This window comes from Devosia sp., assembly GCF_036563435.1.
Classification (GTDB): Bacteria; Pseudomonadota; Alphaproteobacteria; order Rhizobiales; family Devosiaceae; genus Devosia.
This window is the reverse complement of the sequence record NZ_DATCMJ010000012.1, coordinates 89437-110103: the sequence shown is the minus strand read 5'-3', so window position 1 is coordinate 110103 and position 20667 is coordinate 89437. Positions and strand designations below refer to the sequence as shown.

Annotated in this window: 19 protein-coding genes, 1 tRNA gene, 1 pseudogene and 1 riboswitch; of the genes and pseudogenes, 18 read left to right on the top strand and 3 right to left on the bottom strand. The window is 63.4% G+C overall.

The window, feature by feature from the left end; all coding sequences use genetic code 11:
• Nucleotides 1–61: 61 nt before the first annotated feature.
• The 6 genes and pseudogenes from VIL88_RS18100 to VIL88_RS06490 all read left to right on the top strand — a co-directional run.
• Nucleotides 62–217: pseudogene (locus VIL88_RS18100) on the top strand (DapH/DapD/GlmU-related protein); the annotation flags it as partial.
• 1052 nt (nt 218–1269) lie between these two features.
• Nucleotides 1270–1911 carry a ThuA domain-containing protein gene (locus VIL88_RS06510; protein WP_331987112.1) on the top strand — a complete coding sequence of 214 codons (642 nt, stop codon included), beginning with the start codon at nt 1270–1272 and terminating at the stop codon, nt 1909–1911.
• 191 nt (nt 1912–2102) lie between these two features.
• Complete coding sequence (locus tag VIL88_RS06505) at nt 2103–2708, top strand: nucleotidyltransferase family protein (protein WP_331987110.1); 606 nt, start codon at nt 2103–2105, stop codon at nt 2706–2708.
• Nucleotides 2709–2715: 7 nt separating this feature from the next.
• On the top strand, nt 2716–3204 hold the full coding sequence (locus VIL88_RS06500; protein ID WP_331987109.1) for an NUDIX domain-containing protein: 489 nt from the start codon (nt 2716–2718) through the stop codon (nt 3202–3204).
• A gap of 39 nt (nt 3205–3243) precedes the next feature.
• Nucleotides 3244–3429, top strand: coding sequence for a hypothetical protein (locus tag VIL88_RS06495; protein ID WP_331987108.1), 186 nt, complete (start codon nt 3244–3246; stop codon nt 3427–3429).
• A 236-nt stretch (nt 3430–3665) separates the two neighbouring features.
• Complete coding sequence (locus VIL88_RS06490) at nt 3666–4742, top strand: DUF4037 domain-containing protein (RefSeq protein ID WP_331987106.1); 1077 nt, start codon at nt 3666–3668, stop codon at nt 4740–4742.
• 499 nt (nt 4743–5241) lie between these two features.
• On the opposite strand, the gene VIL88_RS06485 is transcribed toward VIL88_RS06490, so the two are convergent.
• Nucleotides 5242–5315, bottom strand: a tRNA-Gly gene (locus VIL88_RS06485).
• Between the two features lie 148 nt (nt 5316–5463).
• Here VIL88_RS06485 and VIL88_RS06480 point away from each other — a divergent pair.
• The 10 genes from VIL88_RS06480 (at nt 5464) to VIL88_RS06435 (ending at nt 16647) form a co-directional block, all read left to right on the top strand.
• Nucleotides 5464–6510: an HD domain-containing phosphohydrolase gene (locus VIL88_RS06480; RefSeq protein WP_331987105.1), complete on the top strand. Its 1047-nt coding sequence runs from the start codon at nt 5464–5466 to the stop codon at nt 6508–6510.
• A 525-nt stretch (nt 6511–7035) separates the two neighbouring features.
• Complete coding sequence (locus VIL88_RS06475; protein ID WP_331987104.1) at nt 7036–7380, top strand: STAS domain-containing protein; 345 nt, start codon at nt 7036–7038, stop codon at nt 7378–7380.
• Nucleotides 7377–7745, top strand: a complete 369-nt coding sequence (locus tag VIL88_RS06470) for a response regulator (RefSeq protein ID WP_331987102.1) — start codon at nt 7377–7379, stop codon at nt 7743–7745. Before VIL88_RS06475 ends, VIL88_RS06470 begins: the two co-directional genes overlap by 4 nt.
• On the top strand, nt 7742–9772 hold the full coding sequence (locus VIL88_RS06465) for a chemotaxis protein CheA (protein ID WP_331987101.1): 2031 nt from the start codon (nt 7742–7744) through the stop codon (nt 9770–9772). Before VIL88_RS06470 ends, VIL88_RS06465 begins: the two co-directional genes overlap by 4 nt.
• Nucleotides 9769–10269, top strand: coding sequence for a chemotaxis protein CheW (locus VIL88_RS06460; protein WP_331987100.1), 501 nt, complete (start codon nt 9769–9771; stop codon nt 10267–10269). The genes VIL88_RS06465 and VIL88_RS06460 overlap by 4 nt, the downstream gene beginning before the upstream one ends.
• Nucleotides 10266–12359, top strand: a complete 2094-nt coding sequence (locus VIL88_RS06455; protein WP_331987098.1) for a HAMP domain-containing methyl-accepting chemotaxis protein — start codon at nt 10266–10268, stop codon at nt 12357–12359. Before VIL88_RS06460 ends, VIL88_RS06455 begins: the two co-directional genes overlap by 4 nt.
• 9 nt (nt 12360–12368) lie before the next feature.
• Entirely contained in the window at nt 12369–12830 is a 462-nt protein-coding gene (locus VIL88_RS06450) for a chemotaxis protein CheW (protein WP_331987097.1), read from the top strand.
• A gap of 66 nt (nt 12831–12896) precedes the next feature.
• Nucleotides 12897–13769, top strand: coding sequence for a protein-glutamate O-methyltransferase (locus VIL88_RS06445; protein WP_331987503.1), 873 nt, complete (start codon nt 12897–12899; stop codon nt 13767–13769).
• Nucleotides 13770–13777: 8 nt separating this feature from the next.
• Nucleotides 13778–14905: a chemotaxis response regulator protein-glutamate methylesterase gene (locus VIL88_RS06440; RefSeq protein WP_331987096.1), complete on the top strand. Its 1128-nt coding sequence runs from the start codon at nt 13778–13780 to the stop codon at nt 14903–14905.
• Nucleotides 14905–16647, top strand: coding sequence for a hypothetical protein (locus tag VIL88_RS06435; protein ID WP_331987095.1), 1743 nt, complete (start codon nt 14905–14907; stop codon nt 16645–16647). Before VIL88_RS06440 ends, VIL88_RS06435 begins: the two co-directional genes overlap by 1 nt.
• Here VIL88_RS06435 and VIL88_RS06430 read toward each other — a convergent pair.
• Nucleotides 16644–17756 carry a 2'-deoxycytidine 5'-triphosphate deaminase gene (locus VIL88_RS06430; protein WP_331987094.1) on the bottom strand — a complete coding sequence of 371 codons (1113 nt, stop codon included), beginning with the start codon at nt 17754–17756 and terminating at the stop codon, nt 16644–16646. The two genes, VIL88_RS06435 and VIL88_RS06430, sit on opposite strands and share 4 nt — an antisense overlap.
• Nucleotides 17757–17830: 74 nt before the next feature.
• A riboswitch (SAM riboswitch) is annotated at nt 17831–17906 on the top strand.
• A gap of 39 nt (nt 17907–17945) precedes the next feature.
• On the opposite strand from VIL88_RS06430, the gene metZ reads away from it, so the two are divergent.
• Together metZ and VIL88_RS06420 are read left to right on the top strand one after the other, a co-directional pair.
• Entirely contained in the window at nt 17946–19154 is a 1209-nt protein-coding gene (gene metZ, locus VIL88_RS06425) for an O-succinylhomoserine sulfhydrylase (protein ID WP_331987093.1), read from the top strand.
• Nucleotides 19155–19316: 162 nt separating this feature from the next.
• Complete coding sequence (locus tag VIL88_RS06420) at nt 19317–20123, top strand: transporter substrate-binding domain-containing protein (RefSeq protein WP_331987092.1); 807 nt, start codon at nt 19317–19319, stop codon at nt 20121–20123.
• Here VIL88_RS06420 and VIL88_RS06415 read toward each other — a convergent pair.
• Nucleotides 20117–20536: a tellurite resistance TerB family protein gene (locus VIL88_RS06415; RefSeq protein WP_331987091.1), complete on the bottom strand. Its 420-nt coding sequence runs from the start codon at nt 20534–20536 to the stop codon at nt 20117–20119. The two genes, VIL88_RS06420 and VIL88_RS06415, sit on opposite strands and share 7 nt — an antisense overlap.
• Nucleotides 20537–20667: the final 131 nt, after the last annotated feature.

The window sequence follows — 20667 nt, the reverse complement described above, 5'->3', positions numbered from 1 at the left end:
TGGATACGACGATCCTGATCAGCCCATCTACCAGCAGCGGCATGAAACGCTTGGCATCACCATCGGCGACGATGTGTGGATCGGCGCCAATGCCGTGATCGTCGATGGCATCACGGTGGGCAGAGGCGCGGTGATTGCAGCGGGAGCGGTTGTCAGCAAGGACGTGCCTCCATTTGCCGTGGTGGGCGGCGTTCCGGCCAAGGTGCTGCGCTTTCGCGGTCGCGGTCGTGCCGACGAGACACGGCGTCAGCTGCAGGTGTTGGGCGCGCGCGCACAGTCGCAGTGGCAGGCTGTTCTCCGTAGCAATCGTCAGGAAGGCGAGTACTTGTCGCGCGAGAGCAATGGCAAGGCGCGGCCAAGCATCCGCCATCTCTGCGACGCGATCGAGATCGCGGCTGGCTTCAATGGACTGCCGGAGGGGCTCGACCTCGCCGCGACCGTAGAACGGCTGCAGGCGGTGCAGGAACCCGCAACCGGGCTTTTCCCTGATCCCTTTCAGCATCCCCAGCCGAGTATAGCGCTGCGCGAAGACGGGCTGGCGCTCTATAACGTGCTGGCGGTGGGCTATGCCCTAGAGACGCTGGACAGTGCACCGCTTCACCCGGTGACGGCGGTCGAGTTGCCCACGCCAGAGCTTCTCCACTGGCTGGAGGGATTGAGCTGGCGTGACCGCGCCTGGGGCGCTGGCGCGGCCGTCGATGCCATTGGCACAGCCCTTTATTTCAACGCACGCTACTTCTCGACGGGCACCACGCGCGAGACGCTATTTGGCTGGCTTGCCACCCGCCAAGATCGCAACTCCGGCTTATGGGGATCTCCTACGGCTGCCGAAGGCCTGTTGCAGCCGGTCAACGGGTTCTATCGTCTGACGCGCGGCACCTACGCCCAGTTTGGCGTGGCAGTGCCGCGGCCGGAAGCGGCCGTGGATTCAGTGCTGCTGAACTACCGGAACTATGGCGGGTTTTCGGGGCCCACCTATACCGCATGCAACCTGCTCGACACCGTGCATCCGCTGCTGCTGTGCCTACGGCAGACGGATCATCGCCGGGCTGAGGCCGAGCAGATCGCGCGCGGGGTGATTGCGCGAGCGGGCGACCGCTGGGTAGATGGGGAGGGCTTTGCCTTTGCCGACGGGCAGACACCGGGTCTGCAGGGCACCGAGATGTGGCTCTCCGTTGTGCACCTGTCTGCCAAGCTTTTAGGTCTCGAAGCTGATTTCTCGTTTGTCCCGAAGGGCGTGCATCGGACCGAAGCCGTTGGGCTGGGACTATGAAGAAGGCACTGGTTGTCTGGGGCGGCATGGAACTGCATACGCCCGAACGTGGCGCACATGTGGTGCGGCGATTGCTCGAAGAGGAGGGATTTGCCGTCACCGTCACGCCTGACTATAACGCCCTGGGCGACGAGGACGTCGGCAGCAACGATCTGGTTGTCCCGGTAATCACCGACGGTACGCTTGCCCCCGAGAAGATGGAGAGGTTCGTCGCTGCCATCCGCAACGGAACGGGCCTCGGGGGATATCACATGGGACTGGCGACGACATTTCGCGCCAGCGTGCCGTTCCGCTACGCGGCGAGTTGCTACTGGGTGCAGCATCCAGGAAACATCATCACCTATCGGGTGGATGTAACACGCGCCGATCATCCGATCATGGAAGGGATCGAGAGCTTCGAGCATACTAGCGAGCAGTATTACCTCAACTATGACCCGGCGGTGGAGGTGCTCGCGACGACGACCTTTTCCGGAGAGCACCACCCTTGGCGCAAGGATGTGGTGATGCCTGTGGTGTTTACGACGATGCACGACCGGGGGCGGGTGTTTTATTCGTCCCTTGGGCACACCGCGGACGAACTCGAACTTCCCCAAGTTCGAACCATCCTCAAGCGAGGACTCCTTTGGGCGGCACGGTAATCCAAGATGGCGTGCAGGCGTGCCTCGGCAGGCACTTTGAAATTGGACGCCTCCGCTTATCGGCGATCCGATCTTGGCCTTCTTGCGGAATCACGATCCTCTGCATTGAGCGGCCGTTCTCTTTGGAGCACTGGACCGAGTAGAGAGCTGATGTTGATGGTGGGCACTGCTGAATGCAACAGAGTTTGGGAATGGCTGACCATCTTCGATTTGCCGGCGCCAACAATGCAGCTCAGTGCGAGGCACTACGCACGCTTGTGCTGAGCTCCCCGCTGCTTGGGTCAGTGCTTGAGCGCGCGCGCGACCTGGATCTCCCGGATTGGTGGGTCGTATCAGGCGCACTTTACAATACGGTCTGGAATGCTCTTACGGGCCGCTCCCTGAACAATGGCATCAAGGACGTGGACCTGTTCTACTGGGACGGCACCAACTTGAGCTATGAAGCCGAAGATGCCGTGATCAAGCGCGGAGCGGAGATCTTCTCGGGTCTGCCACTGCCGGTAGAAATCCGCAATCAGGCGCGGGTCCATCTTTGGTACCAAGATCATTTCGGCACGCCTTATGCGCCGCTGCAATCAAGCTGCGAGGCCATCGATCGGTTTGCATCCAAGACCCACTCGGTAGGTGTTCGACTAGGAGGCGACGGCACGCTGTCGATCTATGCGCCGTTCGGTCTCGATGACCTCTTCTCGTTCCGGATCACGCCGAACAGGTGCAGCGACAATCGCACAACGCACGAAACCAAGGGCCGGCGAGCAATGAGCGTCTGGCCCGAAATCACGGTCGAACCATGGTAATGGCGCCGTGACCAGCTTCTCGGAAAGCTACCTTGGTCAACTGCGCAAGGTCATCGGCAATCGCCTGGTACTTCTGCCGGGCACCCGCATCGTCATTGAGAATCAGGATGGCAAGATCCTGCTTGATCTCAGGGCCGATTTCCGGATCTGGGCACTGCCCGGAGGTGCCTGTGAGCCGGACGAAAGCGCAGAGCAAACGATCGCCCGTGAAGTTTTGGAAGAGTCCGGCTTAGTCGTGCAACAGGTCACGCCCTTTGGCTTCGCCAGCAATCCGCAATGGGAAAGGACAACGTTTCCCAATGGTGATGCCTGCCGGAATTTTTCACTGATGTTCACCACGCAGCAGTTCTCAGGTACGCCACGACCGGTAGACGGGGAGGCGCTAGAGTACTGCTGGTTTGATCCGAACCACCTGCCCGAGATGGTGCCAAATCACCGCCGAAGCGTAGAGGCCTGGCTAAGATGGAAAGCTGGAGGCGGATTTCAGCTAATCTGAGCAGCCCAGTAGGCAAAAAGAACTACTGCGGAAGCCAAGATGTTCGCACATGGAGCGTTCATGGTGGATCTGCGGGCCACGGGCGAGTGCGTCGGGCAGGTCGATCGGAGCAACGTGTGGCCGCTCGATTCTGAAAAGGACCTCGAGTGGCTGCTATACTATCCCAATGAAGGCCATGGTTACGCCACGGAGGCGGCAAAGGCATTGCGGGTCGGGAATTTCTAGTGCTGAGAATGCCAACCGTCGTCAGCCACGCCGACCCGAACAATGCGGCAGCCTCCAGGCGTGTGGCTGAACGTCTTGGAGGAGTCTAGGACGTCGCCGCTCCCCACAGGGTCCTTCCGATCTTGTTTATAGGTATACTCGTCCCGCATGATCCACCGCGAGATGTTTACAGCGGACAGTCAGGTAGCCGGCCGCTTTGAGCAGAGTTTCGCTACGCTCCCGCACATGGAGTGATTATGCAGGGTATTGAGCTTTCTCGGCGCTTCTATTGGGAAGTTGTCCGCCCCTGGCTAGATGCGACTGCACCTGGCCTAAGTCATTCAGCGGCCATCACTGGCTATGGCTCGGAACTGCTCGGCTTTGACGATGAAACGTCCAAGGACCACAACTGGGGTCCCAGGGTTCAGATATTTCTTGCCGACCAGGCATTCGCCGAGAATGCAGAACGTTTAGTGGAAACGTTTCTGGAAGCCGCCCCTAGCCATTTCCTGGGTGAGCCCATCGGCTATCGCAGCCGCCCGCATCCTCCCGTCAGCGATGCCGGACGGGCCGGAAACAAGGCGCACGGTGTCGAGGTTCTCACCGTTGCAGCCCACCTCCAAGATAGTTTGGGCATCTCCTCGATTGATGGGATCTCCTCCACGCAGTGGCTGGGGTTCGCCGAGCAGCGCTTGCTGGTCTTGACGGCTGGCGCCGTGTTCCATGACGACCAGCGTCGGCTATCCGAGGCCCGACGTGCCTTGGCCTATTTTCCTAACGACGTCTGGCTCTACAAAATAGCCTCGCAATGGAAACGTATTGCCGAGGAGCAGGCATTTGTGGGCCGAACCGGACAGGTCGGAGACGACCTTGGATCCCGTGTGATCGCAGCGCGTCTAGCGCGCGACGTCATGAGGATGGGATTTCTGCTGGAGCGGCAGTATGCGCCTTCCGCCAAGTGGCTCGGGAGCGCCTTCGCGCGATTGCCGATTTCTACCGCCTTAACACCACTGCTCACGCGCGCACTCACAACAACGGATTGGCGGGATCGAGGAGACGCCTTAGCCTCAGCCTATCTTGTGCTAGCCAAACGTCAGCGGACGGATAAGCTGGCGGGACAAGTTGAACCCATAGTCGGCCCTTACCACGAGCGTCCGTTTTCAACCATCAACGCAGACGATTTTGTCGCCGCTTGCCTAGGACAGATCGAGGACCCGTTATTGCGTTCCCTTCCTGTGATAGGTTCACTGGACCAGATCACCGACATGACGCCGGTACTGGTTGATCCGAACGCGTCGCATCGGTTGGTTCGCGCAGTGTTCGATTGGAAGTAAGCGCTGTTCGCTGTTCCAGCTATAGGGCTTATCTCATCGAGAAGCTGCAAAGCGTCCACGGTGTGCAGGGGACTCGCGCGACCTTGTCATGACTGACCCTGTCACCCTGCCGGACTGTTCAACGCCAGCCCTGGTTCACTTCGACATCTTCCGGGCAATGTTCTGGCGGAGGAAGATCAGGTAACCGCAGTCGCCAATTTCGGCGCCTCATCCATGCCCGCTGACAGACGCCTGGATTGCTGGTCAGCTGTCGCCTATCTCGACCCGGAGATTTCCCCATCTGTGACCGACCGCACACTGGCTAATCAATGGCTAGACGACCACAGGCTCAGCTCTGACTATTCGGAGGCGAAGCGCTGGACAGCGAGCTACTGGTGTTTCGCGCTCGGTGATCCCGCAGTCAGATCCTGGTGCAGTCGGGTTCTGTCGGCTGACCGCGACCTGTGCAAGCGCGAGACATGACGCGGTGCAAAGGTATTTAAATAGAAGTGTCAGGAGATGGAGCGGGTGAAGGGAATCGAACCCTCGTCGTAAGCTTGGGAAGCTTCTGCTCTACCATTGAGCTACACCCGCATGGGCTTACTCAATGCGGGAAATCGCGCAAGGCGTCAAGGCTGGGCTGGAAAGGGGCATTTAGTGCAGAGTGTTGCTGCCACGGCAGAAGCTTTAACCCCTGCATAACGTGTGGCCCCTACCTTGGGGAAAATACCCGGAGGGCAGATTGCGCGTTCTGATCGTCGATGACAGCCGATCGAGCCTGGCCATGATCGGAACGCTGGTCGAGGCGGCGACCAGTGCCGATGTCGATACCACGACCCGGCCCTCCGAAGCGTTGAGACTCAGCCAAGCCACGCAATATGACCTGGTTCTAGTCGACCACGTCATGCCCGAAATGGATGGCGTAGAGTTCACCACCGCTTTGCGCGTGCGGCCGTCATACCAGCTCGTGCCGATCATTATGGTCACCTCTGACATGGATCGCAACACGCGCATCGAGGCGATCCGTGCTGGCGCGACGGACTTTGTCAATAAGCCCTTCGACCCCACTGAACTGCAGGCCCGCGTCGCCAACCTCCTGAGCCTGCGCGCCGCGCAGGTCGAACTGGCGGATCGCGCCACCTGGCTGGCGCGCGAGGTCGAATTGGCCACCGCCCACCTCTTGGCACGCGAGGAAGAAATCATCTGGCGCCTGGCGCGCGCCATCGAATATCGCGACGGTGACACCGGTGAACATGTCTCCCGCGTCGCGCAGATCAGCCAATTGATCGCCAGCGGCATGGGGCTCAGTTCCGAGCGCTGCCGCATGATCTACCTGGCCGCCCCGCTTCACGACATCGGCAAGATCGGCATTGCCGACGCCATCCTGGGCAAGCCCGGGAAGTTGACGCCGGAAGAGTTCGCCACCATGCGCGAACACGTGACGATCGGTGCGCGCATCCTTGAAAACGGCTCCTCCGAACTGATCCGCACGGCCGAGCTCATCGCCCAGAGCCATCATGAGCGCTGGGATGGCACCGGCTATCCGGACAAGCTCTCGGGCAACGATATTCCGGTCGAAGCGCGCATCGTGGCCATTGCCGACGTATTCGATGCCCTCTGTTCGGAACGGCCCTATAAGGCTGCTTGGCCCGTCGACAAGGCGTATGCGGAAGTCCTTGCCTCGAGCGGCAGTCACTTCGATCCAGCCTGCGTCGAGGCTTTCCAGGACAAGTGGCGGGAAATCGAAGCCATCATGGGCGCAGCGCCGGCGGCAGCGGTCGGCTTCTAGGGTTTCTTGCATAGCGTTAGCCGTTTAGCGCGTTCTCATCTGGAGCGCGCCATTACTTTATGCGCTTACTCGCGCCGCAAGATGCCTCCTTCTGGTCCCGCAACGCAGTCAAGACGCCCGTCTCTCGCTTGCACTCTGCTTTTCACAGCAAAGCCGCTGAACAACCGAGCCGCTTCGACTCTCCATTAACTCCGGACTCTGAATCGAGGATTCACACGAGCTGAATCAGGATTCGATGGAGTCAAATTTTTAGCAATTAATACTTCAGGTCGACAATAATATGTTTTGGAAGTGCAGCAGATTAGGCGCGTGCACGTAGCGTGGAATACAGTAAGGGTGCCTTAATCAACTTGCGTTAGCCTGCTTATTGCATCGGATGGGAATACGATGTGCGTATTTTGTTAGTAATGCGTCTGAGGACGTCTGAGGCATGGGTCAATTCCCATGTTGCTGGCGGGATTGGCGCACCCATCGGTAGCGTAGTTTTATGTTTCGCGTTCTATGCTTTGCGGCCGGGTCACGCACATGACCGGCACCAGCTCCCACACCGTCCAGTTGCCTGGCGATGCCGGCCTCCGCGCTGCCCAGGACATCGCCGCGGCATTGCGCGAGGCGATCACCGCCAATAGCGCGGTCACGGTCGATACGAGCGCGGTTACCAGCGCCGATCTGACCACCATTCAGCTGCTGCTCTCGGCCAGGAAGTTCGCCGATCACCTCGGTCGTTCCCTTTCCCTCGCTGCCTCGCCACAGGGCCCGCTGCAGGCGCTGCTGACGGAACTGGGCTTCCTCGGCTCCTCCGGCCAGCCGCTGGCCGAAGGCAGCGCATTCTGGACCTCAACTTCATCAGTCAAAGGCAAGGCGCAATGACCAAGACCATCCTCACCATCGATGACTCGGCCTCCATTCGCCAGATGGTAGCGATGACGCTGACCAGCGCCGGCCTGGACGTCATCGAGGCCATCAATGGCTCGGACGGCTACGACAAGGCCACCGGCAACACGGTCCACGCGGTGATCACCGACCTAAACATGCCGGTGATGAACGGCATCGAGTTCATTCGCAAGTATCGCCAGCACCCCTCCAGCAAGGGCGTGCCGATCATCCTGCTGACGACGGAATCCGACGAGGAGCTCAAGCGCCAGGCCAAGGAAGCCGGCGCCACGGGCTGGATCGTCAAGCCGTTCAAGCAGGAGCAGCTGCTCGCCGTGGTCAAGAAGGTCACCGGCGCATGAGCTTTCCCGATCCCACCGAGACCTTCCGCCAGGAAGCAAGGGAACTGCTCGAACAGCTGGAATCGGGTCTGCTGGACCTTGAGCAGAACCCGGCCAACGACGACCTGATCAATTCGACCTTCCGCGCCCTCCACACCATCAAGGGCTCGGGCGCCATGTTCGGCTTCACCGCCGTTGCCGCATTCGTCCACGAGTTCGAAACCGCCTTCGACCAGGTGCGCAAGGGGCAGTCTCCCGCCACGCCGGCGCTGATCGCCGTGGCGCTCGACGCCAAGGATCACATCCACGCACTGATCGAAGCGCCCGACGCACCGCCATCGGGCGGTGACGCCATCCTCGACGCCCTGCGCGACGTGCTTGCCGGCGGTGACGGCGTTGAAATCGTGCTGGATGAACCAACACCCGCTGCAACCCCGCAAGCACCGGCCAGCACCGGTGGCAACACGCGCTGGCGCATCCGCTTCCGCTTGCCGGCCGACTCCCTGGTCTACGGCACCAACCCCGTCCTGCTGCTCGACGAAATCCGCGCTCTCGGCCCCTGCACGGTCCTGGCGCTCACCGACACTTTGCCCCAGCTCGACATCATCGATCCCGAAGTGCCCTATATCGGCTGGCAGGTCGATCTCGAGCATCAGGATCCGCGCGAAGCCATCGACGACGTCTTCCTGTTCCTGCGCGACGGCATGGAGCTCTCGGTCGAGCCCCTCGCCGAGGCGCCGGTACTGGCCCCCGGGCCGGCGCCGGATGTGATCGCTCCCGTGATCGCGCCACCCCTGGCCGAGATCAAGCCAGCAGCAAAACCTGCTGCCAGGCCCCCCCTCGACAAGAGCGCCGAAAAGGAACCCGCCGTTGCGGCCTCTTCGTCCATGCGTGTCGATGCCGAGCGACTGGACGAGCTGATGGATCGCGTCGGCGAGCTGGTGATCGCCCAGGCCCGGTTGACCCAGATCGCCAACATGAGCCAGGACGGCAACCTCAAGACCATTGCCGAGGAACTCGAGCGCCTGAGCTCGGGCCTGCGCGACACGACCATGGGCATCCGCATGGTGCCGATCGGTACCCTGTTCAGCCGCTTCCGCCGCCTCGTGCACGATCTCTCCCGCGATCTGGGCAAGGAGATCGAGTTCATCACCACCGGTGAGGATACCGAACTCGACAAGACCATGATCGAGCGCCTGGCCGATCCGCTGGTGCACCTGATCCGCAACTCGGTCGACCACGGCCTTGAAAGCGCCGAGCGCCGGCTGGCAGCCGGCAAGCCGGCCAAGGGTACAGTGCGCTTGTCGGCCGTCTATGCCGGCGCTGAAGTCGCCATCTCGGTGACCGATGACGGGGCAGGGCTCAATGCCGAACGCATCCGCGCCAAGGCCGAGGAGGCGGGCCTGCTCGCCCCCGATGCCAAGATTCCGGACAGCGAACTCTGGCAGATGATCTTTGCCCCCGGCTTCTCCACCGCCAGGGAGGTCACCTCGCTGTCCGGACGCGGCGTCGGCATGGACGTGGTCAAGCGCACCATCGATGGCCTCCGCGGCAGCATCGATGTGGCGACGACACCGGGGCAGGGCTCGACCATGACCCTGCGCCTGCCGCTGACCCTTGCCATCATCGACGGCATGCTCGTCCGCGTCGGTAATGGCCGCTACACCATTCCCTTGGCAGCCGTTGAGGAATGCGTCGAGCTGCCCGAGGGCATCGAGGCCAATGCCCGCGGCCGCAACTTCCTCGACATCCGCGGCAGCCTCGTCCCCTTCCTGCGCATGCGCGAAGTCTTCGGCACCAGGGCGCCGCTCGAGCCGCACCAGAAGGTGGTTATCGTCTCTTCCGGAGAAGGACGCGTCGGGCTCGTGGTCGATCAGATCATTGGCAACAACCAGACCGTGATCAAGCAGCTGAGCAAGCTCCATTCCTCGATCAAGTCCTTCTCGGGCGCCACGATCCTGGGCGACGGCACCGTCGCGCTGATCCTCGACACCGCCCATCTCGTGGCCTTCGGTCAAAGCTATGTCGATCAGGGGAGGGCCGCATGAGCCAGGTTCAGTCGGGCGCCATGAAGGCGCTCACCCTCAGGCTGCAGGACGAGCTCTTTGCCGTGGAAGCCGGCAGCGTCCGCGAAATCCTCGACCTCGTGCCGATCACCGAAGTGCCCAACGCGCCCGAATTCGTCGGCGGCCTCATCAATGTCCGCGGCCGGGTCGTGCCCCTTGCCGATCTCCGCGTCATGTTCGGCATGGATCGCCCGGAGCCCGATCAGGACACGCGCATCGTCGTCATGGAAATCGACATCGAGGGCGAACCCACGGTGGCCGGCATCCTCGCCGACAAGGTCCACGACGTCACCGATATCGAGGCGGCCTCCATCGAGGAGGCGCCAAAGGTCGGCATGCGCTGGCGGCCCGAATTCGTCAAGGGCATCGGCAAGCGCAACGGCGGCTTCATCATCATCCCCGATCTGGGGCGAATTTTCGAAACACAGGGCGCCAGAACCGCGTCCGTGGCAGCATCAGAAGAAAGGTCTGCATCGTGAGACTGACTATCAAGACCAAGCTGGCGGCAGTGTTCACCACTGTAGTGGCATTGTCGGGAGCGAGCATGTTCCTCGCTCTTCAGGGCCTGGGCACCATCAACTCCGAGATGGAGCGTATCATCGAGGGGCCGGTGCAGCGCTCGCTGGCGCTCGAAGACATGCAGGGCGACATCAATTCCATCACCAGCGAATTGCGCGCCATGATCATCAGCACCGATCGCGCGGTGATGGACGAGCTGCAAGCCGGGGTGCGGCGGTCTTTCGACAGTGTGACGTCCACCGCCAGCGGCATGGTTGGTCAGTTCAGCATCGCCGAAAACAACACGGATGCACAAACGCTGGTCGACACCCTGGCCCGCTATAGCGAGGTGGTCGCTCGCGTCGAGGCGGAAGCACTCAAGAACTCCGATACCGAGGCCTTTGCCATCTCCTCTACCCAGGGTAGCAGCGCCTATAATGCGCTTGAAGCGACCCTGCTGGACCTGCGCACCACGCTCGGCAACAAGGTTGCTGCCGGTGACACCCAGTCGTTTGCTGCCTTCCAGACCCTTTCCGAGCTGTTCCTTACCGTCAGCGACACCTTCCGCCAGCACCGCAACGTGCTGTTGGCTTCGTCCAACCCCGAACGTCAGGATACCTGGCAGAACGACTTCCTGACGGGCCTCGACAATCTTCAGGCACAAGGGGAACGACTGTCTCGCCAGGTTGGCGCCGCCGACGCGCCGAAGGTGGCCCAAATCCGTACGGAACTGAACGCCATGATCGAGGCGGCCAAGGCAGCCAATGACGTCTCGCTGCAGCGTTCCGCATACAATGCGAATGTGATCAACGACATCGAGGGCCAGCCGCTACGCGCCGAGATCGAAGGGCTCGCTGACAACTTGATCGCGCGCAATAATGCTCTGCTCGAAACCGAAGTGACCGAAGCCACGGCGCTCTACGAGCAGACCCGCATGTTCCTGATTGCCCTGCTTGCTGGCTCCGCCCTTATTGCCGCTATTGCTGCGACCTGGATCGTGGTCTCGATCTCGCGCGCCCTCGGCAGTGCCGTTCGTCTTGCCCAGGAAGTTTCCGACGGCAATCTGTCCGCCAATGCTGTCGCCAAGAGCGATGACGAAGTCGGCGACCTGATCAAGACGCTCAACGCCATGACCGGCAAGCTGCGCGAAGTGGTCTCGGAAGTCACATCCGCCACCCGCAATGTCGCCGCTGGTTCGCAGGAGATGTCGGCTACCGCCGAACAGCTCTCGCAGGGCGCTACGGAACAGGCCTCGTCCACCGAAGAAGCGTCGGCGTCCATGGAAGAAATGGCTGCCACCATCAAGCAGTCGGCCGACAATGCCAGCCAGACCGAAAAGATTGCCCGCCAGTCCGCCGCCGATGCCATCGCCTCGGGCGAAGCGGTGAACAATGCGGTCTCGGCCATGCAGACCATCGCCGAAAAGATCATGGTCGTGCAGGAAATCGCCCGCCAGACCGATCTCCTCGCCCTCAACGCCGCGGTCGAAGCCGCCCGTGCTGGCGAACATGGCCGTGGCTTCGCGGTGGTGGCATCGGAAGTGCGCAAGCTTGCCGAACGCTCCCAGGCCGCCGCTGCCGAAATCTCGACCCTCTCGGGCACCACGGTCAAGGCCGCGCAGTCGGCCGGCGAAATGCTCGGCAAGCTCGTGCCCGACATCCAGCGCACGGCAGAACTGGTGGAGGAAATCTCCGCCGGCAGCCGTGAGCAGAATGCCGGTGCCGCCCAGATCAACACAGCTATCCAGCAGCTCGACAAGGTGACGCAGCAGAATACCTCTGCCGCCGAGGAAATGTCGGCAACGTCCGAAGAGCTGGCCAGCCAGGCCGAACAGCTCCAGGCCGCCATCAGCTACTTCCGCATCGATGGCCGTGCCGACCAGGCGGCACCTGCGCCGGTCAGGAGCAAGGCCAAGCCCGCCAACAAGGATCTGCGCGACGCCATCATGGCCAGCGCGCCTCACATCGCGATCCGCAAGCCGGCCAAGAGCAACAATGGCGGCTTCGACCTCGATCTCGATGACGGCCACGACGATCTCGACGGCGAGTTCAGCCGCCGCGGCGCGGCCTGAGGACCGGTCATGGCGGAACGCGCCCAATACGTCACGCTGGGCGTCGCGGAGGAACTCTTCGCGGCGCCGGTCGAGAAGGTGCAGGAAATCCTCGACATGCGCCCCATCGCCCGGCTGCCCCAGGCGCCCGAGACGCTCCTTGGCATGATCGATGTCCGCGGGCAGGGCATTCCCGTCGTTGACCTGCGCCTGACCCTCGGCCTGCCGCCGGCGGCCGACACCGAGAACACCCGCATCATCGTGCTGGCCCTTGCCGGTGCGGACGGTGACCACCGGCTCGGTCTGCGGGCCGACCGGGTCTTCGAGGTGACGGTGCTCGACGAGGAAGCGCTCGACCCGCCGCCGGCGGTGGGTGGTGCCTGGTCTGGTCGCTGCATCGCGGGGCTCGGCCGCCGCAACGGCCGCTTCGTTACCGTGCTCGATCTCGAACGCCTCCTGGGCGATATCGAGCCGATCACCCAAGCTGCCTGATCCATCCGGCACGCGGTGCTTGCATTGCGTGCCCGTCCCACGGCTGGAGCGCTTGCCTTGTCACCCATGTCCCAATTGCTGGCCCGCCCCGAAAATGCGGACGACGATCACCTGTCGCTGCGCGACTTCACGCGCATCGCCGACCTGATCGGCGCCGAAATCGGCATCAAGCTGCCGCCGGCCAAGCGCCTGATGATCGAAGGCCGGCTGCGCAAGCGTGTGCGTGCCCTTGGGCTCGGGAGCCTCGATCACTACAGCGCCTACCTCTTCAAGAGCGATGGCCTCAAGGCCGAGTGGCCGCACCTGATCAACGCCGTCACCACCAACAAGACCGACTTCTTCCGCGAGCCCGAGCATTTCGAACTGCTGGAGCGCAAGCTCGTTCCGGCTTTGCTCGACCTCCGCCGCGGCGAACAAAAGCCCCTGCTCAAGGTCTGGAGCGCCGCCAGCTCCACCGGCGCCGAAGTCTATACCCTGGCCATGGTCCTTGCCGACCTGGTAGCGCAGCGGCACGACTTCCGCTTTGCCATACTGGGCACTGATATCTCGACTGCCGTCCTCGCCGAGGGCGAGCGCGCCGTCTACCCGGCCGATCTCGTCACGCCTGTGCCCCCCGCCAAGGCACAGCGCTACCTGATGCATGCTCGCAAGCCCGGCGCCCGTCCGGAGGTCCGCATCGTCCCGGAACTGCGGCGGCTGGTCCATTTCGCCCGCCTCAACCTTATGGACCAGACCTATCCTTTCGACCGAGACGTCGACGTCATCTTCCTGCGCAACGTCCTGATCTATTTCGACAAGGCGGACCAGGAGAAGGTGATCCTCCGCCTCGTCGATCATCTGCGCCCGGGTGGTTATCTCCTTCTCGGCCACTCCGAATCCATGATCGGCACCGCCGTGACCATGCGCCAGGTCGCCCCCGCCGTGTTCCAGAAGGGCTAGGGCTCGCCATGTCCAGTACCAGCGGCAAGATCCGCGTTCTTATCGTCGACGATAGCGCCTCGGTGCGCATGACCCTGAGCGAAATCATCGGCAGCGACCCGCAGCTCGAAGTCATGGCGACCGCCGCCGACCCCTATGTCGCCGTCGAGCGAATCCGCCAGGAAGTGCCCGATGTCATGTTTCTCGACATCGAACTGCCGCGCATGGACGGCCTGACCTTTCTCCGCAAGATCATGAGCCAGCGGCCCATTCCGGTCGTCATCTGCTCCAGCCTTGCCGAAGCAGGCTCCGAGACGCTGATGCAGGCGCTCGAAGCCGGCGCCGTCGACGTGGTGGCCAAGCCGCGCGTCGACACCACGCAATTCCTCCAGGAATCGCGCATGCGCATCTGCGACGCCGCCAAGGCCGCCGCCCATGCCAAGTTCCGCGGCATCAAGAAGGCGCCACCCCCACCCGTCAATGTGGAAGCCAAGCTTACCGCCGACGCCATCATCCCGCCGCTCTCCGAAGCGCGGGCGGCAAGTCTCCGCGCGCGGCAGCCCGAAACCGACCCCATCATCTGCATCGGCGCCTCCACCGGCGGCACTGAGGCCCTGCGCGACGTGCTCGAAAAGCTTCCCGCCGGCACGCCCCCTATCGTCATCGTCCAGCACATGCCGGAAAAGTTCACCGCCGCCTTTGCACGCCGGCTGAACAATCTCTGCGCCATCCAGGTCAAGGAAGCCGAAGACGGCGATGTCCTCCTCCCCGGCCGCGCCCTGATTGCCCCGGGCAACCAGCACCTGGTGCTGCACCGCACCGGCACGCGCTATTCGGTCGGCATCGTCGATGGCCCCCATGTCTCCCGTCACCGTCCCTCGGTGGACGTCCTGTTCCGCTCCGCCGCGCAGGTGGCCGGCAAGAACGCCATGGGCGTGATCCTGACCGGCATGGGCGACGATGGTGCGCGCGGCCTCCTTGAGATGCGCCAGGCCGGTAGCCACACCGTCGCGCAGGACGAGGAAACCTCCGTCGTCTTCGGCATGCCTAAGGAAGCCATCCAGCGCGGCGCCGCCGTCCGCACCGTGCCGCTGGGCCGTGTGGCGCACGAAATCGAAACCTATGCGCGCTCTGCGCACCGACTGGGGTCCAGCTGATGACCGTTCTGGCCGTCTCCATTCCCGCCGCCAACAGCAACGAGGCCAGCGTCAAGGCCATCGGCGCCGCCCTTTTGGCCCCACGTGAGCAGATCGAGTCCACCTTTCTGGCGGTGGGCGCACGCCTCTCCGAAGGCGCGACCCTGCTCAACCGCGTGACCAAGGTCTTTGAAGCGCTCCCCGCCCAGCTGCAAAGCCCCGAGCTTGCCGAAGCGTCCAGCCGCCTTGCCGATGTCGGGGATCAGGCCAGCGCTATCTCGGCCATGTTCGCCACCGAGCAGGCCGATCTGGCCCGGCTTGTCGAAGTCGTCGCGGCCGCGGACCACCCGATTGCCGAGCTGCGGCGCACGGTCAAGATGATGAGCATCGTCGCCATCAACGCCCGCGTGGTCGCAGCCGGCATCGTGGGCGACGGCGACGAGTTCGACGTCTTCACCACCGATATCGCCAAGCTCTCCGACAGCGCCACGGCAACCATCCAGGCCTTCACCACCGCCTATCGCCGGCTGACCGATGAAGTGAGCCACGCTGCCCGCCAGCGCGGGCAGTTCGAAAACGCCCATGCCGATACGCTCGACCTCCTGGCCCGCGACATGGAACAGGCGCTCGAGGCACTGGCCCAACAGCGCGCCCATTCGGCATCCGGCACGGCCGAAACCGGCCGGCTGTCCCGGCAGATCGTCGGCCGTATCGCCAGCGCCGTCATGGCCCTGCAGGTGGGCGACGCGACCCGGCAGCGCATCGAACACGTGGAAAGCGGCATCGAGGTGCTAAGTGCCATGATGGCAGAAGGTCTGATGCCCGCCGACGAGGCGATCATGGCGCGTTCCGCCATCGGCGGCTTGCAACTGGCCCAGCTGCGCGCCGCCGCCGACGCCTTCGAAAGCGATGTCGATGAAGCGGGGCAGGCCCTGCGCGACCTTGCGGCCGATGCCGGCACCATAATGGCGCAGAGCCGCGCGACCTATGGCGGAAGTGCCGCCGAAGGCTCGTCGCTCGCAACGCTGAACCAGGCGGTGCGCCACGCAGCGTCCGTGCTACGCGATTGCGAGGCCGAGCGCGGCAAGCTCGAAACGGTGGCGAGCGCCGTGCTAGGCACGGTCGGCGTGCTGCTCAGCCATGTCGAGGCGGTCCAGGAGATCGAGGCCAACATGCGCCTCGTCAGCCTCAACGCCGCCGTCAAATGCGCCCAGCTCGGCCCGCGCGGTGCAGCGCTCAACGTCATTGCCCGCCAACTGCGCGAATTGACCGGCGAAACGGTCGCCGCCGCGGAAGCCGCCATGGCCAGCCTCCACGAAGCCGCCGGCCTGGCGCAATCCTTTGGTGCCGCCGCCAATGGCGACACCGCCGGCCGCGTCGGCCAGCTCGAACAGGAGGCCAGTGCCGCCCTCGTCATGCTCGAGCATGTCGACCACTCATTGGCCGAAGCACTGGGTGCCCTCCACCGCGACGGTCCAAGCGTCATCGACCTCCTCGGCACCGCTGCCGAAACCTTCGGCGGGCTGACGGCGATCGCGGAAACCATGCGCGACCTGCAGATGCAGCTGGCTGCCGAATGCCCCCAGGACGTGCCGGCGCAGCCGGGCGGCACAGTGGCCGAGGTCCTGGCATCGCACCGCAAGCGCTACACCATGGACGCCGAGCGGCGCATCCATGACGAAATGTTCGGCCAGCAGGAAACCGTAGCAGAGCCGGCAGAACCTGCTGCCGCAGAGGCCGATCTCGACGATATCTTCTTCTAGCCCGGATAGGGCTTGAAGTGTTTGGACAGCTTGAGGGTCTGCGCCTGGTAGTTTGAACCGAGCGCCGACCCATAGAGCCGGTCCGGCGCTTCGGCCAGCCGTTCATAGATCAGCCTTCCGATCGTTTGCCCATGGCCGAGCAGGAACGGTACCTCCCGGCTGCGCACTTCCAGGACAGCGCGGCTGCCCGTGCCCCCAGCGAGGGAGTGGCCGAAGCCCGGGTCGAAAAAGCCGGCATAATGGACGCGGAATTCCCCCACCAGCGGATCGAACGGCACCATCTCGGCCGCATGGGTGGGCGGCACATGCACCGCCTCGTCGCTAACGAGAATATAGAATTCGTCCGGATCGAGGATCAGCTCCTCGCGGCCGCGATTGAGCAGTGGATCCCAGAAGTCCAGCACGTCGAGCGCGGCCTTTCTGTCAACATCCACCACTGCCGTATGGCGCTTGGAGCGGAAGCCGATCAGGCCCTCGCGGCCTTCCCCCTTGAGGTCGATGGAAAGCGCCACGCCTTCGCCCACCGGCACGGCATTGTCGAACACCAGCGTTTCGCTGGCGTGCAGCGCCTGGTGCTCGGCAATGGTGAGCCGGTTGTCGCCCGAGCGGAACCGCATCTGCGACAGCCGCGATCCCGTGCGCACCAGCACCGGGAAAGTGCGCGGGCTGACTTCAAGATAAAGCGGTCCACGGTAGCCATCCGGCATCTGGTCGAAGCCGCGCGCCCGGTCGCCGATCACGCGGGTGAACACATCGAGCCGGCCGGTCGAGCTTTTGGGATTGGCCGACGCGCTGACGGTTGCGGGCAGGTCGAGGCTCTCCTGCAGCGGCACGAGATAGACGCAACCGCGTTCCAGCACGGCGCCGTGGGTCAGGTCGATCTCATGCAGCTTGAGCGCCTCGATGCGTTCGGCCACCGAATGGCTGGGTCCGGGCAGGAAACTTGAGCGCACGCGGTAGGCGACATCGCCCAGGCGAAGGTCGAGGCTCGCAGGCTGCACCTGGTCAGGGTCGAAGGGGCGGGCGGAAGCGATCGCCCCCTGCCTGTGCAGCAATTCGATCAATCGCGCCGGGAACACGCCCTGCGGCCAGGTGTCTTGCTTGTGCATGCTGTCGCGTCCCGCTCTGCCTGAACTTCCCTAACAACCCCGGCAATTGACGCCAACTGCCAATTGGCTTTAGATCACAGCACAGTGGTGATTTGGCCGGTCGCTTGCAGCCACTCAAAACAAGTTGCTAAAGACCGTAATGGAACCGGCCATCCTTGTGGGGCCGGTTTTTTCATGAAGGCGTGACCCATGTCCCGAGACAAGAACCCCCTCCTTGATCCCAAGCAGCGCAGCGCCGCGACGCAGATGGTCCATGGCGGCGGCATGCGTTCGCCCTTCAACGAGACCAGTGAGGCCATTTTCCTTAACTCGGGCTATAGCTATCCCAGTTCCGAGCATGCCGAGCTCCTGTTCCAGGGCAAGATCCCGGGCGGCCACAACTATTCGCGCTTCGCCAATCCAACGGTCGACATGTTTGTCGCCCGTATGGCGCTGATCGAAGGAGCCGAGGCCGGCCGCGCCTTTGCCTCGGGCATGGCCGCCGTCACCAATGCCGTGATGAGCCAGGTCCGCGCCGGCGACCACATCGTCGCCGCCCAGGCCCTCTTCGGCGGCTGCCGCTACGTCGTCGAAGACTATGCTCCGCGCTTCGGCGTTGAAGCGACGCTGGTGGACGGTCGCGACCCGGAGAACTTCCGCCGCGCCATGCAGCCCAACACCAAGGTCGTGTTCATCGAAACCCCCACCAATCCGACGCTGGAGCTCGTCGACATCAAGGCCATCGCCGAGATCGCCCATGCCCACGGCGCCAGGCTCATCGTCGACAACGTCTTCTCCACAGCCCTTTACCAGAAGCCGCTCGAGCTCGGTGCCGACCTCGTGACCTATTCGGCCACCAAGCATATCGACGGGCAGGGCAGGGTGCTCGGCGGCGTCGTGCTCGGCTCCAAGGAACTGATTGAAGGCGACGTCCACACCTTCCTGCGCCAAACCGGCGCGACCCTTAGCGCTTTCAACGCCTGGGTCCTGCTCAAGGGCCTCGAGACCTACGAACTGCGCATCCGGCAGATGACCGACAGCGCCGAAAAGATCGCCGAAGCCTTCGCGGCTCATCCCAAGGTCGAGCGGGTCATTTATCCCCACCACCCCAGCCACCCGCAATACGAGCTCGCTAAGCGCCAGATGCTTCGCGGATCGACCCTCCTGGCCATCGACGTCAGGGGTGGCCAGGAGGCGGCCTTTACCCTCTCCGACAGCCTAGCGGTGATCCTCATCAGCAACAATCTGGGCGACGCCAAGTCGCTGATCACCCATCCCCGCACCACCACCCACGCCCGCCTCACCGAAGAGGTCCGCCTCGAAACCGGCGTCACTCCAGGCCTCCTGCGCCTCTCGGTCGGCCTCGAAAGCCCCGACGACCTCATTGCCGATCTGATGTATGGCCTGGATCAGGTCTAGGCCGTGTTCATGCATTGGCTTGCTCCTCCCGCTCGGCTTTTGCTCACCTTCCCCTTTGCGGGGAGGGTAGCGCCGCTTGGTCCGAAGGACCGTAGCGGAGCTGGGGAGGGGGTCCCTCAGGTCTTCTCGAAGGCTGCTCCGCAACAGAGAAGCCCGGCGAGGTTGAGCCGCATACTGGGTGCAGTGGCTCTTGCCCTTCTCGCCACCCCCGCCCAGGCGCAAACCCTCCCCTTTCACGCCGATCCCAGCGCCCGCGAACTGCTGCCCGCCACCGGCCTCCCCGCCATCCGCTTCCTCACCACGGCCGACTTCCCGCCCTTCAATTTCCGCGACAGCAATGGCGAACTGATCGGCTTCAACATCGATCTCGCCAAGCGCATCTGCACCGAGGTCAACGTCGCCTGCACCATCCAGGCTTGGCCCTGGGACCAGGCCACCGATGCGCTTGAAGACAATCAGGGCGATGCGCTGATCGCCGGGCTCGCTCTTTCCGAGGAGACCGGCGCCAGGTTCGACTTCTCGTCGACCTACCTTGCGCTGCCCGGCCGCTTCGTCACCCGTGCCGCCGATATCGGCGTCTTCGATCCTCAGGCTCTCGGGGGTAAATCCGTCGCCGTCCGCGCCGGCTCCGCCCACGAGGCCTTCCTGAAGCGCTACCTGCCCGATGCCTCGATCCTGCCGTTCGAGAGCGAACTCGATGCTCTTGCCGCCATGAAGGACGCGCGTGCCGACAGCTTCTTTGGCGACGCCATGCGCGCCTCGTTCTGGCTCAACGACAATCTCGATTGCTGCGGCTTTGCCGGCCAGCCCTATTTCCGCCCGCACCTCTTTGGCGACGGCATGGCCGTGGCCGTTCCGGCGGGCAAGGACAATGTGCGCCACGCCATTGACTGGGCCCTCGTGCGCCTCAAGGAAAACGGCGCCCTGGACGAACTCTACCTGCGTTGGTTCCCCGTCGGGTTCTACTGAGCCGCCGGCATGCGCCGGTGCCGGGCCCTGGCCGCTGTCTCGATGGCAGCGGTGGTAAGGCGATCGAGATCGAGCTTGTCGCGCAGCATCTCGAGGAAGCGCAGCTCTTCCTGCTCGAGGAACAGGTCCACCGAAGCGATCTCTACCGCTACCGCATAGGCGGTGTCCTGCAGCTTCTTGGGCAGGGCCGCGATGGCATCGTCCATCACCTGGTCAAGGCCGCCCGGTCCATTGAGCTTGTCGGCGCAGGCATTGGCCACCGCCGTCAGCCGCTCCTTGTCGAACCCTTCGAACACCGGCAAGCGGCCGATCAGCGCCTGGATGCGCACCAGTTCCTTTTCCGTCATCGTGCTGTCCGACGAGGCGGCGACCAGCATGAGGTGGATCAGGGCGTCATGGGCGTTGTTGGGCATCGGCGCTTTCCTTTATCGGCAACGCCACGATAGCTAGGTGCCACTGCCGGGCTTGGCAAGCGCCACCGCAAAAGTTGACGCCAGCCTTGGGGGATGCAACACACCGCACTCTCCCATTCGAAAGGCTTGCA

Coding starts and splice junctions, on each gene's coding strand:
- VIL88_RS06510 (WP_331987112.1), top strand. CDS start 1,270: ATGAAGAAGGCACTGGTTGTCTGGGGCGGCATGGAACTGCATACGCCC.
- VIL88_RS06505 (WP_331987110.1), top strand. CDS start 2,103: ATGGCTGACCATCTTCGATTTGCCGGCGCCAACAATGCAGCTCAGTGC.
- VIL88_RS06495 (WP_331987108.1), top strand. CDS start 3,244: ATGTTCGCACATGGAGCGTTCATGGTGGATCTGCGGGCCACGGGCGAG.
- VIL88_RS06490 (WP_331987106.1), top strand. CDS start 3,666: ATGCAGGGTATTGAGCTTTCTCGGCGCTTCTATTGGGAAGTTGTCCGC.
- VIL88_RS06475 (WP_331987104.1), top strand. CDS start 7,036: ATGACCGGCACCAGCTCCCACACCGTCCAGTTGCCTGGCGATGCCGGC.
- VIL88_RS06470 (WP_331987102.1), top strand. CDS start 7,377: ATGACCAAGACCATCCTCACCATCGATGACTCGGCCTCCATTCGCCAG.
- VIL88_RS06465 (WP_331987101.1), top strand. CDS start 7,742: ATGAGCTTTCCCGATCCCACCGAGACCTTCCGCCAGGAAGCAAGGGAA.
- VIL88_RS06460 (WP_331987100.1), top strand. CDS start 9,769: ATGAGCCAGGTTCAGTCGGGCGCCATGAAGGCGCTCACCCTCAGGCTG.
- VIL88_RS06450 (WP_331987097.1), top strand. CDS start 12,369: ATGGCGGAACGCGCCCAATACGTCACGCTGGGCGTCGCGGAGGAACTC.
- VIL88_RS06445 (WP_331987503.1), top strand. CDS start 12,897: ATGTCCCAATTGCTGGCCCGCCCCGAAAATGCGGACGACGATCACCTG.
- VIL88_RS06440 (WP_331987096.1), top strand. CDS start 13,778: ATGTCCAGTACCAGCGGCAAGATCCGCGTTCTTATCGTCGACGATAGC.
- VIL88_RS06435 (WP_331987095.1), top strand. CDS start 14,905: ATGACCGTTCTGGCCGTCTCCATTCCCGCCGCCAACAGCAACGAGGCC.
- VIL88_RS06430 (WP_331987094.1), bottom strand. CDS start 17,756: ATGCACAAGCAAGACACCTGGCCGCAGGGCGTGTTCCCGGCGCGATTG.
- metZ (WP_331987093.1), top strand. CDS start 17,946: ATGTCCCGAGACAAGAACCCCCTCCTTGATCCCAAGCAGCGCAGCGCC.
- VIL88_RS06415 (WP_331987091.1), bottom strand. CDS start 20,536: ATGCCCAACAACGCCCATGACGCCCTGATCCACCTCATGCTGGTCGCC.